14 protein-coding genes are annotated in these 13,460 nt (G+C 50.6%); 3 read left to right on the top strand and 11 right to left on the bottom strand.

What is annotated here, in order from left to right:
* Nucleotides 1-367: 367 nt before the first annotated feature.
* The 5 genes from EYB48_RS16460 to EYB48_RS16440 all read right to left on the bottom strand — a co-directional run bounded on the left by EYB48_RS16460 (nt 368) and on the right by EYB48_RS16440 (nt 6,751).
* Complete coding sequence (locus EYB48_RS16460) at nt 368-3,181, bottom strand: ATP-binding protein (RefSeq protein WP_162021458.1); 2,814 nt, start codon at nt 3,179-3,181, stop codon at nt 368-370.
* Between the two features lie 5 nt (nt 3,182-3,186).
* Nucleotides 3,187-3,897, bottom strand: coding sequence for a hypothetical protein (locus tag EYB48_RS16455; protein WP_235935214.1), 711 nt, complete (start codon nt 3,895-3,897; stop codon nt 3,187-3,189).
* The gene (locus EYB48_RS16450) at nt 3,894-5,237 is read right to left on the bottom strand and encodes a hypothetical protein (RefSeq protein ID WP_235935213.1); all 1,344 of its coding nucleotides are present in this window, start codon (nt 5,235-5,237) and stop codon (nt 3,894-3,896) included. Before EYB48_RS16450 ends, EYB48_RS16455 begins: the two co-directional genes overlap by 4 nt.
* Before the next feature lie 129 nt (nt 5,238-5,366).
* Complete coding sequence (locus EYB48_RS16445) at nt 5,367-5,699, bottom strand: hypothetical protein (RefSeq protein ID WP_162021457.1); 333 nt, start codon at nt 5,697-5,699, stop codon at nt 5,367-5,369.
* Nucleotides 5,700-5,833: 134 nt separating this feature from the next.
* Nucleotides 5,834-6,751, bottom strand: a complete 918-nt coding sequence (locus EYB48_RS16440) for a LysR family transcriptional regulator (RefSeq protein ID WP_162021456.1) — start codon at nt 6,749-6,751, stop codon at nt 5,834-5,836.
* A 209-nt stretch (nt 6,752-6,960) separates the two neighbouring features.
* Here EYB48_RS16440 and EYB48_RS16435 point away from each other — a divergent pair, with 209 nt between their 5' ends.
* From EYB48_RS16435 to EYB48_RS16425, 3 genes are all read left to right on the top strand, one after another.
* Nucleotides 6,961-7,611 (top strand): hypothetical protein, encoded by a 651-nt coding sequence (locus EYB48_RS16435; protein ID WP_162021455.1) that lies wholly within the window; start codon nt 6,961-6,963, stop codon nt 7,609-7,611.
* Between the two features lie 239 nt (nt 7,612-7,850).
* Complete coding sequence (gene msrA, locus EYB48_RS16430) at nt 7,851-8,381, top strand: peptide-methionine (S)-S-oxide reductase MsrA (RefSeq protein WP_408058335.1); 531 nt, start codon at nt 7,851-7,853, stop codon at nt 8,379-8,381.
* Nucleotides 8,382-8,506: 125 nt separating this feature from the next.
* Nucleotides 8,507-9,022: a lysozyme gene (locus EYB48_RS16425; protein ID WP_162021454.1), complete on the top strand. Its 516-nt coding sequence runs from the start codon at nt 8,507-8,509 to the stop codon at nt 9,020-9,022.
* A gap of 45 nt (nt 9,023-9,067) precedes the next feature.
* On the opposite strand, the gene EYB48_RS16420 is transcribed toward EYB48_RS16425, so the two are convergent.
* The 6 genes from EYB48_RS16420 to EYB48_RS16395 form a co-directional block, all read right to left on the bottom strand.
* Entirely contained in the window at nt 9,068-9,625 is a 558-nt protein-coding gene (locus EYB48_RS16420) for an SRPBCC family protein (RefSeq protein ID WP_235935211.1), read from the bottom strand.
* Between the two features lie 108 nt (nt 9,626-9,733).
* Nucleotides 9,734-10,354: a dual specificity protein phosphatase family protein gene (locus EYB48_RS16415; RefSeq protein ID WP_202927812.1), complete on the bottom strand. Its 621-nt coding sequence runs from the start codon at nt 10,352-10,354 to the stop codon at nt 9,734-9,736.
* The gene (locus EYB48_RS16410) at nt 10,351-10,821 is read right to left on the bottom strand and encodes a hypothetical protein (RefSeq protein ID WP_162021452.1); all 471 of its coding nucleotides are present in this window, start codon (nt 10,819-10,821) and stop codon (nt 10,351-10,353) included. Before EYB48_RS16410 ends, EYB48_RS16415 begins: the two co-directional genes overlap by 4 nt.
* A 10-nt stretch (nt 10,822-10,831) precedes the next feature.
* On the bottom strand, nt 10,832-11,959 hold the full coding sequence (locus tag EYB48_RS16405) for an MGDG synthase family glycosyltransferase (protein WP_162021451.1): 1,128 nt from the start codon (nt 11,957-11,959) through the stop codon (nt 10,832-10,834).
* Between the two features lie 186 nt (nt 11,960-12,145).
* A complete protein-coding gene (pdxH, locus tag EYB48_RS16400; protein WP_162021450.1) occupies nt 12,146-12,781 on the bottom strand; it encodes a pyridoxamine 5'-phosphate oxidase in 636 nt (211 codons plus the stop codon).
* A gap of 53 nt (nt 12,782-12,834) precedes the next feature.
* Nucleotides 12,835-13,365 carry a hemerythrin domain-containing protein gene (locus EYB48_RS16395; protein WP_162021449.1) on the bottom strand — a complete coding sequence of 177 codons (531 nt, stop codon included), beginning with the start codon at nt 13,363-13,365 and terminating at the stop codon, nt 12,835-12,837.
* Nucleotides 13,366-13,460: the final 95 nt, after the last annotated feature.

The following is a 13,460-nucleotide window of genomic DNA, read 5'->3' as shown; positions in this document are numbered from 1 at the left end:
TTTATGGGCTTTGTGATTTGCTTTTGCTTTTGCTTTTGCTTCATGCGCTCTGCGCTTTGCTTTAAGCTTTTAAGGTTCAGATTTGACGAACAGCATACACGCTGGCAGTTAGCGGCACACCGATGCGCCAGGCACATACGGAGCAGCCCAATACAAGTGACGGAGGCAATGCTGCAGCAAGCAGCTGAGCTAAAAACCAAAGATCAAAGATNGCAGCTGAGCTAAAAACCAAAGATCAAAGATCAAAAACAAAGGGAGAACGCTCGCGCGTTCTCCCTTTATTATTACTGAAGGATCTTAATTTGTGTATTTTGATTAGGTTTGCACAGGACTTGTAAGGCTGATTAAAAGCGATCACACAGCAAACTCAATGAGCCCGCTGTTTGCGCTGTAATACAAAGATAGGCTGCGCCCACTCCGATTCTTTTTTCTTTTTACTGGTGATCAGTGTCAGTTCCGAAGGGTCATACACATCCGTATTGTGTGTCAACGGGGTGGTCATCAAATACTGTGCATCGGTGTTTTTAAGGAATTCACCAACCAGCTGAATATTACGGATATCCAGATGCGCAAAAGGTTCGTCGATAAACACAAAGCCACCCGAGCCATCTTCTGACTTCAACAGACCTATCAGTAATATCAGCGACTTCATCACCTGCTGACCACCGGAGGCTTCGCCGTCATTCATGCCTATTGGGCCTTTGCCATCGAATTTAAAGCGTACATGCAAACCGGCTTGAGCGAGCTGGATATCATCGTTTTCCAGTTTCACAGGATCGGTGTGTACTTCAATACCGGCCAACTCACCCAGCTGGCGTATATTTTTGCTATACGCTTTGATGGTGTAACGCAGTCTGTCCATATAGGCCGCACGCGCATTGATCGTGGCTTCTATCGCGCGGTTATTCTGATAGCGGCGCTCATCCGTTTCTGCCTGACGTCCCTGTAACAAGGTTTGCAGACGGGTGAACTGATCGACCACAGTCGCATCTGTTTCCCAGTCATCGCGCGCCAGATTATTGCTCAGACTACGGATACGCAGTTCAACCTGGTGGACATTCTCATGTTCAGCAACCAGCTCGTGGCGATGGCTGCTACGCTTCCAGGCAGCAGGCAGATTGTTCCAGGTCTGCCGCATCTGGCGTAAAGTATCGAAGTGATGCTGACGTTCTTCAGTGTGGCGTTTTTCCAGCGTGCGGCTTTGCGCTTCGGCATCCGCGATGGCTGCTTTTGCCTGCTCCCACTTCAATTGTGCCACCGAGCGTTGCTCTGTCGCGGCTTTCAACAGTGGAGCGATTTCACCCAGACGGCTACCAACCTCTATCCTTTGTTGTTTCAAAGGCTGAGTATTGCGGCTTGCTTCTTCGAATTCAGCATGTCGTGCACTGAGCTCTTTTGCCGCATCCACGCCTGCCAGACGCGCTTTATAGGCGCTGATTTCTCCAGCCAGCTGACTGATTTGCATCGTCAGCACATCTTCCTGCGATTGCAGGCGTGGCAGGGCTCTTAACAGCGCTTCGAGTCGCTGGCTGCGGCCTGCATTACCAAAGCGGTAGCGTGAGACTTCGACAAATAAAGAGCGGCCACCACGTCGTTCAAAATGATAGGCATCCGGTGTGATCCATTCTTGCTGGCGTGCCAGCTTCATGCCGCTGTCAATAGAATCGACTGTGACGATGCGCTGTAATTGCTCGATCAGCCAGGCGGGTGCCTGAGCGGTGAAGTTGACTACAGAGAGCAGGCTCTTATCTTTGACGACAGGCGCACTGATGCGTTCCGGTACGATAAAGTGATTATATTTTTGTTTTTCACCGATACGATAAGCAGCGCTGGCATCACTGGCCTTATCCAACAAAATGACTGAGGTATAGGCGCGCAGCACACCTTCGATGGCGGCCTGCCATTTGGGTTCTGTGACCTCTACGATATCGGTCAGCATGCAGTGTGCGATATCAGCTTCCGACAGTGCACGCCGCATTTGCCGGACATTTTCAGGCTCTGGCATGGAAGACTTACCCTGCAGCGCAGCGATCGTATCCATGTCACTCGCGATGCGCTGATTTAAGGTGTCACGTTCCTGCTTGAGGCGGGACAGACTGGCTTCTTTGTTTTCCAGATCGTTGGCTATGTGCGCGACATCGGCATCCGCTTCAGCCGCCAGCTTTTGCAGACGGGTTTTCTGTTCGAGCAGACTTTCCTGGGGCTTGAGTTTTGCATTAATCTGCTGCAGTTTTTCACGCAGCGCCCCTTCCTCAGCTTCCAGCGTAGTTTCGGCCTGTTTGGCTTCGCTCAGTAATTGTGCCTGTTGCGCTAATTGTTGGCGACGACCTGACAGCGCCTCATCCTGCGTTTTCAGAAAGCGGCGTGAGGCACGCAGTGAATCACTGGTGGTCGCTGCTTTCGCCAGATCTTCGTGATATTGCAAGGTAGGTAAAATCGCTTCCTGCAAGTCGCGTTTTTCTTTGTTCAGACTCTCGTATTGATGATAGTTCGCGACTTTGAGGCGTAAGCCTTCCAAATTGGTTTTAGCCGCTTCCAGCTCAGTTTCAAATCGTTGCAATTCCAGTTCAGTATCCTGCTGATGATGTTTCGCATCATCATAGGCATCCAGGACTTCTTTATCACCGAATACCTGAAACACCAGGTCGAGTAACTGGCGCGGAGAATACTCACACAATTTATCGGTTTCACCTTGCTCCAGCGCGAGTACTTTGCCCATCGCATTAGATAAGCCGGCATGCGACAGACGTTTGCGATAACTTTCCACACCCAGCCAGTCATTGGCATCAATGATGTCTTCGATGTCGACTTTACCGCCGCGCATCAGATACTGGCGCTTCCAGTCACCGCCATTTTTTTCTATCTTGCAGAACAGCGTGACTTCATCTTCATACAGACCGGACAGACGGAAGGGACGGTTAGAAATCTGTGGACCAACCGCACTGTTATCCACTACAGCGCGCAACCATGCGGTTTGCTGGCCAGAATGGCGTGCATAATGTTTATACGAGCGGCCCATCGAACATTCCAGTCCAAACAAGGTGCGTAAGGCATCCAGCAGCGTTGTTTTCCCTGATCCGTTTTGGCCTGCAATAGTGATGATTTTTGCATCCAGCGGGATATTCTTAATACGTTGCCAGTAATCCCAATGAACCAGCTCAAGTGATTTGATATGAAACATGGTGCTTAATTTTCTTCTGTATCGGTTGGGCCAGACATATCGGTGTTGGCAACCTGACCGGCATTAGCTACTATCGTTGCCGGGGTGCGCGCTACCGGGATATGGAAAATATCCGAGAGTGCACCATTGATGATGCGGTCTTTCAGGGTGTCGGTATCCATTAGCAGATCGAGCAAGGGACCTTCCACAATCAGATCCGCTTTTTTCTCGACAAAGCCCAGCCTGACCAGTTGACCGAGATTCATATCCATGCGGGTTTTCTTGCCCAGTTTGTCGCCGAAATCGGCCAGCAAAGCACGATAAGAAATACCGATAGAAGTATCTTCTGCACGTGGCAAAGGTTTCTCTTTGCCGAACATATCGTTCTGATCTTCTTCTGCAAGCTGATGCGCTTCTTGCCGCTCACGTTTCGGTAAGATGATCAGCGACCACAACACGACAAGTAAGGCGACGCCATCGCGGGCCAGACCAAAATTATTGTTTTGCCAGGTGTCTTTGGTGCCGAATACTTTGGATTCACTATCCCGAGTGAGCGCCAGCGTTACATGGTCAGCATACACATTATCGACAAATTTCATGCCACAGGCTTTGAGCCGTGTATCCAGTTCTACGCGGAACAGTTCATCGGACAAAGCGCGTTTAACCAGTTTGTCTTCACGGCGCAAAGTTTGATGCGCGAGCAGTCGCGCAATCAGAATTTGTACATCTTCAGTCATGGTGTTTCCTGAATAGGGGAGGCTGCAGTTGGTGTATCGTCGGCGCGTGGCGCAGCGACCAGACTGGCAATGGAAATCGCAGCGAGCTGCGCATCATTGAGTTTCTGCATTTTGTCTTTGGACTGGAATATCAGTGGCAGCCGTGCCAGTGTGCCGGTGGCACCTTGCAAGGCAGACTCATTGGGATCACCCAGTAAAGGCAGCATAGAGGCGCGGTAAGACGCAACTGCAAAGCTGGCGGGCAGTAGCAGATCCTGGAGTGGAACCCCTTTTTCACCAGGCTCGATATTGCTCAGCAAGTCCAGCCAGTGATCGAGTTCATGCAGTGCATCGTCATTGTCATTAGCGATAGAAACTGCATTTTCACCTGTCGGTAAAGCACCGGCCAGCGCTGATACACGGTGGCTCAGTAATTCACTTTCTGCTACATCGATCATTTCTGACGGCGTGATAAACAGGGGCGTCACCGGATGTGCCAAGGCCTGATCTGCCAGTGCGGCCAGATCGTCTTTTTGCAGCAGCCAGGTCTTGATATCTGTGGTCGATAAACCTGATTGGCCGAGATGCACCCGTTGGCGTTCTATCTGATTTAATGCACGCGAAAACATTCCCTGCATATTCAGCAGCGCACTTTGGGCGCGTCCTATGGCCTGGGCTGCTTTGTGCGTTGCCGCGTCAGCACGTTCATCATGGGTGATGGCATGAATTATCTTAGAGCCTTTTTCTACCCAGTCGCAGGCGGTATGCCATTTCTTTTGCGCTGCGCGTAACTGAAATTCTGAGCCGGACGCGATCGCATCTGAAAATTCCTCAGTCAGTTCTATCAGTCGCCCCAGCAAATGATGCAACTGCTCTACCGATACACCACCCACCGCCTGTGCACCGGCTACCTGGGTCAGCATATAACTCATTTCGGCCTGGTCATTATGCTCCTCGACCTGTATCAAGGATTCCAGTGCTGCCATCACATTTCTTGCCGTCGGCGTAATGCGGTAAACCCCAGCGCCGGAATCCCAGGCCAGCAGGCCATTGCCACGCAAGCGAGATAGTACGGTTTCCAGTGCTTCCGGCTCAAGGTAGGCCAGTTTGGCATTGATATCGGCACGTGTTAAAGATGGCGATTCCACATCTGCCGCCAGTTCGCGCAGCACCAGCAGACGCAACAACACTGCATTAAACCCACCATGAAACAATGCGGTAAACGCCTGTAGCACAGGCTGGGCACGTTTAAGTGGGAATACAGCGGAAACGTCGTCGGGTGAAATTCCTGCTTTGAAATACGTCTGCAGAGCGAGGTCATCCCCGGTCTGGACGTGAGCGTCGTCACTAAAATTTTGCATACGGCATTTTACCCGCTTGCAAGAGGCTTGAATATTGTTTTAAGTGAAACTTTTATGCCCGATTGCCTGAGTCTCAAGCCGCTCAGAATGCCGGTTCAGAGATCCCGCGCCTATGTCGCCAGGATGCTGCTATTCCAGTCTGCTGCGTGGATAGCGATAGCTGATCACGCGCTGATGAATATGCTCGCGCTCTTCCTTGGACGCGCTTAACATGCGTTGAACTGCATTACGTGGAACACGGAAATAACGACGGCGGTTTTCCCGCATATCCATAGTGCGCCATCCGTGACCAGTCAGCCAGTCCCATTGCTCATAATCGATGGGGAGAAACAATTGGATCTTTATTTGTTGATTAACAATAGTCGCACCGAATGCCGGCTTGGGGCCTGGCGGTGGCAAGCTACGTTGCTGGCGTATACGGAATAAGCTACGCAGACAGTCTTGGATATCTGAGATGTTCATACCATCCTGAAATACAGAAAAAAAGTTTCTGCATTGTAGACGGATTTATTGTTACAGCTGCAACTAGCTTGTAATGCTTTGTAAGTGATGTAAAGCCGGGAACTGAGGGTTGTCAGGTCTTAATGCTATGAGTGCTATGCGGGGGCTATCCACACCTTGTTTTCCAAAAAACGGGTTAATGCGGTAATGGCAGCCTGCACTTTCGGTGGTTGTAGTTTGCGTTTTAAAGTTACTGCAAAAATCCCTCCACCGTGCATTTTCCAGTCTGGCAGCAAGCGCACTAAGCTTCCATGCTGAATTTCGTCCGCTACGGTATAGGAGGGTACTCTGGCGATTGCATAGGAGCGCATACACATTGCAATCATGGTTGTCACGCTGTCCGTCATCGCAAAAGCCTGCAAATTGATTTTTTCATGGCTACCGTCAAGATGCTGAAGACTGAGTTGAAGCGGATCATTGAATTTCGTCAAGCCTATGATTTTGTGTTTTTGCATCAATTCAGCCGGGGTATCCGGCACGCCAGCAGAACGCAAATAGGCAGGGCTTGCTACCAAAATTTCATCCAGCTCAGCAAGTTTGCGCGCAACCTGCGCCGACTCACGCAGCCAACCTGAACGGATAGAAAGATCAATCTGATGTTCTGCCAGATCAACAATCTGGTCTGAAACGCGAATATCCAGCATCAACTGCTTATGAGTCGATATCAGACTGCTGAGCGCTGGAAGTAAGATCCTGGTAGCGACATCTGAGGCACAGGAAATCCTTAAACGGCCGCTGATTTCACCCGAATGTTCATGAATGATTTCTTGAGCTGCCTCTGCGGTAGACAGCATATCGGCACACTTGTGGTAAAACTCCTGGCCAATTTCAGTGAGCGACAGACTACGTGTCGTTCTATGCAGCAAGCGAACGCCAAGTTCGTCCTCTAGTTGTGTCACTGCGGCACTAATGACGGAAGTCGTTAAATCCTGCGCTCTGGCCGCTGCCGAAAATGAACCGTACCGTACCACTTGTGCAAATATAGCCATGCGGCGTAGTTTGTCAAATTGCATAACACCGTTTCCTTTTATTTTGATTATGGTATCAAAGCTGAGAGCAAAATAATTGGAAATAGCAGAAAGAATTTTTTTATACTTGTTTTCAATTTAATAAAAAAAGACTGTTTCGCTACACAGAAAAGTCATTTTCGCTAATACCACTATGTTCAGTGTGTTGCATTGCTTACAATCCCTTACATCCTGTTTTCATGGAGATAAGAAGTATGCGCATCAAACTGCATTTGATTTTTGACCCACTATGCGGATGGTGCTATGCGATGCAGCCTTTCTTACATGCCAGTCAGGCTTATTTCGAAGATCGTCTGCAAATGGAGTTTCACCCCGGCTTGCTGTTCCCTGAGCCTACATTTATCTCTTCTGAATATCGCGCACATATGCTGAATTCAGATGCAAAAATTGCTGCACTGACAGGTGTTCCGTATGGCGCGGCCTATGTGAGTAAAATGATACGAGCTCATGAACTGAGCTACCATTCTGTACCTTCCACCATTGCGGTCTTATCTTGCGGTCAGCAGTCTGCAAATCTGGCGTTATTGATGCTGGAGAAAATTCAAAATGGGCATTATGTCGAAGGACTGGACGTAAGTGACTTGCAAGTTCTGGCGTGTTTTGCCGAAGCATTGGATTTCTCTAAGACAGCATTTCTGGATAGCTATGCGGAACTAGGTTTGCGTCTTGCTGAAAAAAACAGCATCCGCCAGGAATTACAGCGCAGTGTGGGCAGCAGTGGACCGCCCAGCCTGATACTGGAAATAAACGCTAAGCGGCGCTATCTGAATCCCAGTTTCGCTTACCAGGCACCTCGCCAAATGATTGCGCTGATTGAGCAGCAACTGCTTCATCATCAAACTTAATCCAGGCTCAGCCCAAGCGTAATTCCTTTTATATTTACGGCTGTCCAAACTCGGCCAATTTGGCGAGTCATTTGCCGAATGTAAGTTCAATCCACAATCAACTGCAATTCAATAACGGCGACGGCTTGAAGCTGGCTTCAAGCAGAAAATGACTGCGTCTGTCAGAATAGTTGGCAGGAAATTTTTTGCGACGATTTGCATACAGTGCAGATCAGAACGTCTATTGGGAGGAAATGACTATGAGCGAATCAGCGACTTTGGGTGGCGGCTGTTTTTGGTGTTTAGACGCTGTTTACCGACGTATTCATGGCGTGCTCAGCGTTGAATCTGGCTATAGCGGTGGACAGGTTCATCAACCCAGCTATGAACAAATTTGTAGCGGCAAAACCGGGCACGCGGAAGTGGTCAGGCTCAGCTTTGATCCTGCCGTCATCAGTTACCGCGAGATACTGGAGATTTTTTTCTTAATCCATGACCCGACGACACTGAATCGTCAGGGCAACGACCTTGGTACCCAATACCGCTCCGTGATTTACAGCCACAGTCCTGAGCAGCATGCAATTGCTGAATCCGTCAAAGCCGCTGTGGCTGAACACTGGGATGCACCTATCGTGACTGAGCTTGCGATGGCACCCATGTTTTACCCGGCAGAAGCCTACCATCAGGATTATTTTACTCAGCATCCTCAGCAGGGGTATTGTGCTTTTGTGGTCGCTCCTAAGGTAAGTAAGGCACGTCAGGCCTTCCAAAAGTTCTGGAAAGAGGGTTGATATTTTTTCGCATTTGGGCATGGGTTTTTGTTAATATTTGCCCTGCGAAACAAGTGCTTGTATGTAACCCTGCTGCGCTATCGTTACGCCTCTGTATTTTTTTTAATTTAGCCGGAGAGTGAACTATGGCGCTACGCAATGTGAATCAGGCTACGCTTGATCTGGTTCAGCAGTATGAAGGAATTCCAGATGGAAATTCCGCTACGCGGAATATTGATCCCTATCTGGATCCGGTTGGTATCTGGACCATAGGCTGGGGTCATGCGATTACGTTTCAGGGCCGTTTCTTAAAAGGCGAAGCGGACCGGGCGCAGGTGCTGGCTTTGTATCCGCAAGGTATTACGATGGTGCAGGCGCAAAGTCTGTTGCAAAGCGATTTGATGAATGCGGGCCGGGATGTGTCATCTGTGGTCAGCGTGGCATTGAATGACAACCAGTTCGGTGCCTTGACCAGTTTTACGTTTAATCTGGGCATAGGCAATCTGAAGAGTTCTACCTTACTCAAAAAACTGAATCAGGGCGATTATCAGGGCGCTGCCGATGAATTTGGACGCTGGGTGATGGCCGATGGTAAACCTTTCCCCGGCCTGGTGAAACGACGCGCAGCTGAGCGCGCCTTGTTCCTGACGCCAGCGAACTGAGCTTTGTTCTGAGCTCAGCGCACTGAAATGCAGGCGCGAACCGGACTAGCGTAATTTAGTTCTCAGCGCTTCCAGCATTTTCGGGATGCTGTCTTTACTCATGCTGTCGACTATCCAGCCCAGCCCTAATGGAACCGGTCCAGGATCGGTTTCCACCACATAGCGTACTACCGTCTTTTGCGCATCATTGCTGACACTGCTGAGTGACCAATAGCCTTGCGTGTCTGCGATGGTTTCTTCCTGTTTTAAGCCTTCCCAGGGCAGCATTTTCCAACTCAGATGGCAGTTAGTGCCAGTCTGTTTAGGCGTCATCCTGAGCCGGTATTTTTTAGTTTTACCCAAAGGCAGTGACAGTGTGAAATCCACCTGCGAGGCAGAGTCATTCAGTTTCAGCACACTGACTTTGCTGGTATTTGGCATAAAAGATGGATAGCTGTCATACGCCATAATCGCAGCACATACTTGTGTGACTGGAGCATCCATCAAAGTCGCGGCTTCAAAACGTTTAGCGCGGCTATCGGCTTTGCTTAAATCCAGCAACTGAACACTGTGATTGATTTTGCTCAGTTCTATCTGTTCTGCCTGGCTGCTTTGACATAACAAAAACAGACTGGACAGGCCGAGCAGTGTGCGTGTGCAGATTGTGCGCCGGAGCGGGACAAGGTAGCGATGACTATTCATAGAAAAAGAAGTGAACTTATAAAGAGAGGATTAGGGCAGATTGATGCCATGACGGATTTTTTCTATATCCACCCGGCGCAGATAATCAGGAATGTTTTTCCACATGCTGTGATAGCCGTAGCCACCCTGAGTCAATTCTTCCAGTGCCTGTTCTTTGGTCCATGACTGATACAGGATGCGGTACATCGCAGTGATCAGGCCGGTGCGGTCTGCACCGTGCTGGCAGTGTAATAACACCGGGCCTTGCTGCTGTGCGCTGCGCAAAGTGCGCAAAGCGAGGATGACATTGTTATCGTTGATATCCCAGGTGTTGATGCCAATACGCTGCATGCGTATGCCACTGTTTTTCAGTATCTGTTCATCCGAATGAAACGCGCGCAGACTGACGACCGTTTTGATACCCAGGGCTTGCAGTGTAGGAAGCTGTTCTGCCTGTATCTGCGCACTGCGGTAAAACTGATCGTTCACTTTGAATAAGTTAGCTTCAGTATCAACTGCCTGCGCCCATTGTTGCGGACGCTGAACTGCAGGCGACGTTTTAGTCGCAGCCTCAGTCGCAGCCTGGGCTGCGACGGCATTCTGCTGCCAGCTGAGCAGACTCAGGCACAGCGTCAGCATCAGACCGCTGGTACGCAAATCGTAGCGCATCATTTTCTCCGGTACGAAAGATAGAATAAAACAAAAGCCACCGCGCTTCCCAGCCAGTAATCGACCGGCAAGCCCCACCACCAATGGTGATGCCAGGGTACATTTTCCGGGCGCAAGGCATGCCAGCCAAAGGCAGGATTCATAATGAACCAGCTCGCATCTTCTATGATCCAAAATACGATGATGCAGGCGATCGTACGAGCCTGTAAGGCCAGTGACCATTGCTGCAGCATGAACATAGGGAAGTGAAAAAACATCGCGATCAGCGGAAAGACCCAGGCATGGTAACCCGTCATGGCGCGCCCGCCCCAGAACAGATCGAGCAACCAGTGTTGTTCTATGCGCCAGGTCGGCAAATTCACGGCCCAGCCCGCGCTGCCTTCAATCTGGATTTCTACCTGGGCAAAAAATATCGCCAGCAAGGCAACCCAGCTCAGGGTGAGCAGTATCGAGTTTCGGATAGATTTCATGCTCACTCCTTTATAGTTCCGCCGTTACCGTTGCGAGTACGCGTGCAGCAGCATCCGGTTTGCCCAGTGCCTTGGCGCGCGAACGCATAGCGCTGAGTTTCGCCGTATCGTTGAGCAGGTGTTTCACGCGATAGGCAAGGCTGATGTCATCATAGGCTTTCAGTGCCACGCCTTGCTCCAGCAGATAATCAGCATTGCGTTCCTCCTGACCAGGTATCGGCGAGTTCACGATCATAGGTAAGCCCAGCGCCAGACATTCAGAGGTGGTCAGCCCACCAGGCTTAGTAATCACCAGATCGGAGCATGCCATCAGGCGCTCCACCTGATTGGTAAAACCTTGCGGGAACAGGCGGCCAGGGTAGCGCTGCGCCAGTGTTTGCAAGGCTTGCAGCGCAGTCGCATTTTTACCGGCCAGTGCAATCAGTTGAAAGTCGGGCTGCTGACTCAGTAAGCGGGCCGCCACCTGATCCAGACCGCCCAGCCCGGCGCCACCGCCCATCAGCAAGATCGTGGTGACATCCGGGCGCAGACCGAATTCCGGGGCGCAGACTGCACGCTCCAGTTTTTGCTGAAACGCAGGCATGATGGGTATGCCGGTGACATGAATTTTTTCGGCTGGAATTCCATTTTCCAGCATACGGTCCGCGACTTCTTCACTGGCTGCAAAATAGCCAGCCATGTGTTCATGCACCCACATCCGGTGGAGGTCGAAATCAGTCACTTGCACCCAGACCGGGCAATGCAGACGCTGTTTGCGTATTTCGCGCGACAACATCTCAGCAGGTAAAAAATGGGTGCAGATAATGGCGTCGGCCTGAAACTCTTCTATCGCTTTCAGCAGGCTGCGTGCATTCAGGCGCTCCAGTGCACGACGCAGTTTTTCCGTCGTACTGTCGCTTTGTGCCTCATTACTGGCATGATACAGATAGCCCCATAATGCAGGTGCCTTATTGACCAGCTTGATATAAAAATCGGTGTAAATTTTACGAAAGCCAGCTGTCACAAACTCCATCGCATCCAGATGCAGTACCTCGAACTGGCTATCCTTGAGCAGCGCAGCACTGCGTATGGCTTCAGCTGCACGTTGATGTCCGGCGCCCGCAGAGACGCTCAGTAAAAGAATTTTTTTCTTGCGCATGGCATGCCACCAAAAAGTCGGAATCGGGGAAACAGGTGGGCAGAATACCATGCACTTGTCAATATCGCCATTCAGTAAGTGTAAGAGATCGCGACACAGATCAGGGTGAAAATGGGAACATAAAAAAACGGCCTGCCTGGTAAGAGGCAGGCCGCTGGATAGCACATCTATCCCGGTGTCAGGCGATCATGGTTGCAGGCGCGAGATGCTCCAGCTGTGATCCGCATTGCGGGTGTAGACGATGCGGTCATGCAGGCGTGAGGCGCGACCTTGCCAGAACTCCAGGCGCTCAGGAATCAGGCGATAGCCACCCCAGTGTTCCGGGCGCGGCGGCTGATCACCAAATTGTGCAATCACAGCTTGCAGTTGCTGCTCCAGGACTTCGCGGCCAGCCACTGGCTGACTCTGATGCGAAGCATTCGCGCTTTGCTGACTGCCCAGCGGGCGGCTATAAAAATAACGGTCGTTTTCTTCAGCAGTGATTTTCTCTACCTTGCCTTCGATGCGGACCTGGCGTTCCAGCGCGGTCCAGAAAAACAGCAAGGCCGCATGGGGATTCAGGTCCAGATCGCCGCCCTTGGCGCTGTCGTAATTGGTGAACCAGCAAAAACCACGTTCATCAAATTCCTTGATCAGTACGATGCGGGAAGATGGGCGACCCTGAGCATTGACAGTAGCCAGGCTCATGGCATTCGCTTCTGCCACATCGGCTTTCAATGCCTGTTGAAACCAGAGGCCGAACTGCGCAAACGGATCGGCTTGCACATCGGCCTCAGATAAACTCGCTTGTTGATAATCTTTACGAATGTCAGCAATAGACATAGATTTCCTTGTTAATTAAAAAATCAGCAGTGCTGGTCTTTGCGCTGGCCAGCTCAGGTGATGCCGCGCCGGGCTTGCATCGATGCGCCCAACTGCTTCATTTGCGCCTCGCTCAGCACTCTTAATGCCATCGGTGCGATCTGCGTTTCTTCGATTTGCATATGCGCCTGATACAGGGTGGTAAAGTCGTCTACGTCTGAGGGCGATAAATCGTAGCCGCTGCCGTCTTCCAGCGCTTCCAGCTGAACCTGCAATACCTTCCATTGCTGATCCATTTGCGCATGGTGTTGCAAAATCGTTTTGCTCAGCTCGCTCAGTAATTCCGCATCGGCGCCACTAACTGTCGCCCGTAAGGCCGGTAACAGATCGACTTCTTCATCCTGATGATGCATCGGTGCCGCTTTGATGAAGTATTTCAGCACTGCTTTGGCAGCTTGCTGCACACTCTCATCCACGCCCCGGTCTGGCAGGTAATTGACTAATTTATCCAGCGTTGCCAGTTGTTTGCGGATACGGTCATGGCAATGTTTTAACACGGCGATAGGCGTATCGAAACCGGGTGCAGCATCAAATAAAGTGCTCATAGTGACTCCTTTGGGAGAAGCAAGTTCGCATTATGCAGTAGGTACCTGGTACGTGCTTGCGTCATATCAAGCGCGCTCTTGTAAAATGTAGTCTG

The organism is Cognatundibacterium crateris, assembly GCF_010078235.1.
In the GTDB taxonomy this organism is placed as follows: domain Bacteria; phylum Pseudomonadota; class Gammaproteobacteria; order Burkholderiales; family Burkholderiaceae_D; genus Undibacterium; species Undibacterium crateris.
The sequence above is the reverse complement of the archived record's forward strand: the minus strand, read 5'-3'. Positions and strand labels throughout refer to the sequence as shown.

Excerpts from the sequence above, each read along its gene's own strand:
- EYB48_RS16435 (WP_162021455.1), top strand. The coding sequence starts at position 6,961 with ATGCGCATCAAACTGCATTTGATTTTTGACCCACTATGCGGATGGTGC.
- EYB48_RS16425 (WP_162021454.1), top strand. The coding sequence starts at position 8,507 with ATGGCGCTACGCAATGTGAATCAGGCTACGCTTGATCTGGTTCAGCAG.
- EYB48_RS16405 (WP_162021451.1), bottom strand. The coding sequence starts at position 11,959 with ATGCGCAAGAAAAAAATTCTTTTACTGAGCGTCTCTGCGGGCGCCGGA.
- EYB48_RS16410 (WP_162021452.1), bottom strand. The coding sequence starts at position 10,821 with ATGAAATCTATCCGAAACTCGATACTGCTCACCCTGAGCTGGGTTGCC.
- msrA (WP_408058335.1), top strand. The coding sequence starts at position 7,851 with ATGAGCGAATCAGCGACTTTGGGTGGCGGCTGTTTTTGGTGTTTAGAC.
- EYB48_RS16395 (WP_162021449.1), bottom strand. The coding sequence starts at position 13,365 with ATGAGCACTTTATTTGATGCTGCACCCGGTTTCGATACGCCTATCGCC.
- EYB48_RS16440 (WP_162021456.1), bottom strand. The coding sequence starts at position 6,751 with ATGCAATTTGACAAACTACGCCGCATGGCTATATTTGCACAAGTGGTA.
- EYB48_RS16450 (WP_235935213.1), bottom strand. The coding sequence starts at position 5,237 with ATGCAAAATTTTAGTGACGACGCTCACGTCCAGACCGGGGATGACCTC.
- EYB48_RS16445 (WP_162021457.1), bottom strand. The coding sequence starts at position 5,699 with ATGAACATCTCAGATATCCAAGACTGTCTGCGTAGCTTATTCCGTATA.
- EYB48_RS16460 (WP_162021458.1), bottom strand. The coding sequence starts at position 3,181 with ATGTTTCATATCAAATCACTTGAGCTGGTTCATTGGGATTACTGGCAA.
- EYB48_RS16455 (WP_235935214.1), bottom strand. The coding sequence starts at position 3,897 with ATGACTGAAGATGTACAAATTCTGATTGCGCGACTGCTCGCGCATCAA.
- pdxH (WP_162021450.1), bottom strand. The coding sequence starts at position 12,781 with ATGTCTATTGCTGACATTCGTAAAGATTATCAACAAGCGAGTTTATCT.
- EYB48_RS16415 (WP_202927812.1), bottom strand. The coding sequence starts at position 10,354 with ATGATGCGCTACGATTTGCGTACCAGCGGTCTGATGCTGACGCTGTGC.